At 43.2% G+C, this 2,740-nt stretch carries 3 protein-coding genes; all 3 read left to right on the top strand.

What is annotated here, in order from left to right:
* Positions 1 to 773 (top strand): sensor domain-containing diguanylate cyclase (locus H6S82_RS27880; RefSeq protein ID WP_191057081.1); only part of this gene is annotated, 773 nt, incomplete at its 5' end.
* Between the two features lie 88 nt (positions 774 to 861).
* Positions 862 to 1,521, top strand: coding sequence for a Uma2 family endonuclease (locus H6S82_RS27875; protein WP_190468024.1), 660 nt, complete (start codon positions 862 to 864; stop codon positions 1,519 to 1,521).
* A gap of 105 nt (positions 1,522 to 1,626) precedes the next feature.
* Positions 1,627 to 2,697 (top strand): tRNA dihydrouridine synthase DusB, encoded by a 1,071-nt coding sequence (gene dusB / locus H6S82_RS27870; RefSeq protein ID WP_190468021.1) that lies wholly within the window; start codon positions 1,627 to 1,629, stop codon positions 2,695 to 2,697.
* Positions 2,698 to 2,740: the final 43 nt, after the last annotated feature.

The raw sequence follows: 2,740 nt of genomic DNA, 5'->3' as shown, positions 1-2,740 counted from the left end.
AACTACTAGATCAATTTCAAATCAAAGCTCAAATTACAGTCCCACTGCTCGAAGGAAACCATCTCTGGGGACTTCTGTGCGTTTATCAATGTAGCTCTCCGCGTTCTTGGACAGCGGTTGAAATTCAGTTTGTACAACAGTTAGCTGCCCAATTTAGTGTCGCATTAAAGCATTCAGAATTATTAGAACAATCTTGCTCTCAAGCTGAAAAGCTGATTCAAATTAATCATGCTTTAGAGCAGGCTAATTCAAAACTGGAAGAATTAAGCAACATAGATACTCTCACCAAAATTGCCAACCGACGTTGCTTTGATAACTATTTTGCTAAAGAGTGGCAAATACACCAAGAAGAACAAAAACCTCTGGCTATAATTATTATTGATATCGATTATTTTAAACTCTATAACGATAGCTACGGACATCAAGAGGGAGATGATTGTTTGATGCTGGTCGCGCAAAATATTGCGAAAGTTACCCAACGTTCCATAGATTTAGTTGCTCGTTACGGTGGCGAAGAGTTTATCGCAATTTTGCCTAATACTAATACAGAAGGAGCATTAACAGTTGCCGAGTCGATGCGAAAAACGATCGCATCTCTCGCTATTCCACACGCTAATTCTGAAGTCAGCCAATATCTTACATTAAGTTTGGGAATAGCCAGTTTAATTCCAACCGCAGAAACCTACCCAGAAAATTTAATTGCTAATGCAGATAAGGCGCTTTATGTAGCCAAGAATCAGGGACGCGATCGCGCGATGGTCTATACTGTATAAGCTCGCGATTTTGCTCTCTTCTCCTTTGTCTGGCAACACCCGGTTTCTCAGTGATACAATTAATTAATCAATTATCGGCCAGCCTATTATGGTACAGTTCGATCGCGAAATTCGCTTACCAACTGGTGCTGAACTCCCTAATTCCGACGATACGCCTGTGGATAACGAAAATCAAAACTTTATTCCCAATTTACTTTTATTCTTGCTCAAATTCTACTGGAACCAGCGCAATGATTGGTTTTTTGGCGTGGATATGGCAATCTATCACACGACGGGAGTTAGTCCTCTCGTACCCGTTGTTCCTGACGGCTTCTTGAGTTTAGGAGTAGAACGGTTTAAAGGCGATGCTTTGCGCGTCAGTTATGTGGTTTGGGAAGAAAACAATATTCCCCCGATTTTTGCCCTAGAAATAGTCTCGCAAACTTACGGCGGCGAATACGATAAAAAGATGGATATTTATGCAAAGTTAGGTGTATTGTATTATGTGGTTTATAATCCTTACTATTGGCGACGTGACCAACATCAACCTTTTGAAGTTTATCGTTTAGTTAATGGCGAGTACGAACAGCAAATTGGCGAGCCTTTTTGGATGCCGGAAGTAGGTTTGGGAATTGGCAGAGGTAGGTATAATGATGGGGGATCGCAACTTGAGGTATTGTATTGGTTTGATGAGCGAGGTAATCGCTATCTGACCGCAGAAGAATTACTCGCTCGATATCGGGAAAGATTTGGCGAATTACCAGAATAAAAAACTATGTTGTTGCGCTTTAGCGCTATCTTAAAGAGCGCTGAAGCGCAACAAAGTACCTAAGAATAATCTACAATAGAAAAGCTCGATCGCCTTCCAGTCGATATGCTATCTCTATCTCCCAGTCTGCAAGCCAGACTCTCCACTCCTCTGAAAATAGACAAGTTTGAAGTAAATAGCCGGGTGCTGCAATCACCTCTCTCTGGCGTCACCGACTTGGTATTCCGTCGCCTAGTGCGTCGCTACGCGCCAGAGTCGATGATGTACACGGAAATGGTGAATGCGACGGGACTGCATTACGTCAAACAGTTGCCCAAAATTATGGAGGTAGACCCGAACGAACGACCGATTAGCATTCAACTGTTTGACTGTCGTCCGGATTTTTTGGCTGAAGCTGCTATTAAAGCAGTGGCAGAAGGCGCAGATACAATTGATATCAATATGGGTTGTCCCGTCAATAAAATTACTAAAAATGGTGGCGGTTCTTCTTTATTGCGACAACCGGAAGTAGCTGAGGCAATTGTGAGGGAAGTAGTCAAAGCGGTGGATGTTCCAGTCACCGTAAAAACTCGCATCGGTTGGTCGGATAAAGAAATAACTATTCTCGATTTTGCCAAGCGGATGGAAGATGCTGGCGCGAAAATGATTACCGTTCACGGTCGCACTCGCGCTCAAGGTTATAATGGCAATGCCAGATGGGAATGGATTCGTAAAGTGAAAGAAATTCTTTCTATTCCCGTGATTGCCAATGGCGATATTTTTTCTGTGGAAGCTGCGGTACGTTGCTTAGAAGAAACTGGTGCTGATGGGGTGATGTGTTCGCGAGGAACGTTGGGTTATCCTTTCTTAGTGGGAGAAGTTGACTATTTCTTGAAAACGGGGAAAGAGAAGGAACCGCCAACACCAATTCAACGGCTGGAATGTGCGAAAGACCATTTGCAAATGTTGTGGGAATACAAGGGAGAACCGGGAATTAGACAAGCACGCAAGCACATGACTTGGTACGCGAAAGGTTTTGCAGGTGCTGGTGAATTGCGGGGTCAATTATCGGTAATCGAAACTCTCGAACAGGGGTTTGATATTTTAGATAGGGCGATCGCACATCTTGCCTGCACTGACGATGGTAACGCCAACTGGCAGGAAGATGACAGAGAACCATCTCTGGCGCTAGTTTGAAATCGGGAAGGAAATTTTAAATTTTAGATTGCAGATTTCAAAT

Source organism: Planktothrix sp. FACHB-1355 (genome assembly GCF_014748295.1).
GTDB classification, from domain to species: domain Bacteria; phylum Cyanobacteriota; class Cyanobacteriia; order Cyanobacteriales; family Aerosakkonemataceae; genus Aerosakkonema; species Aerosakkonema funiforme_A.
The sequence above is the reverse complement of the archived record's forward strand: the minus strand, read 5'-3'. Positions and strand labels throughout refer to the sequence as shown.

Coding starts and splice junctions, on each gene's coding strand:
- dusB (WP_190468021.1), top strand. CDS start 1,627: ATGCTATCTCTATCTCCCAGTCTGCAAGCCAGACTCTCCACTCCTCTG.
- H6S82_RS27875 (WP_190468024.1), top strand. CDS start 862: ATGGTACAGTTCGATCGCGAAATTCGCTTACCAACTGGTGCTGAACTC.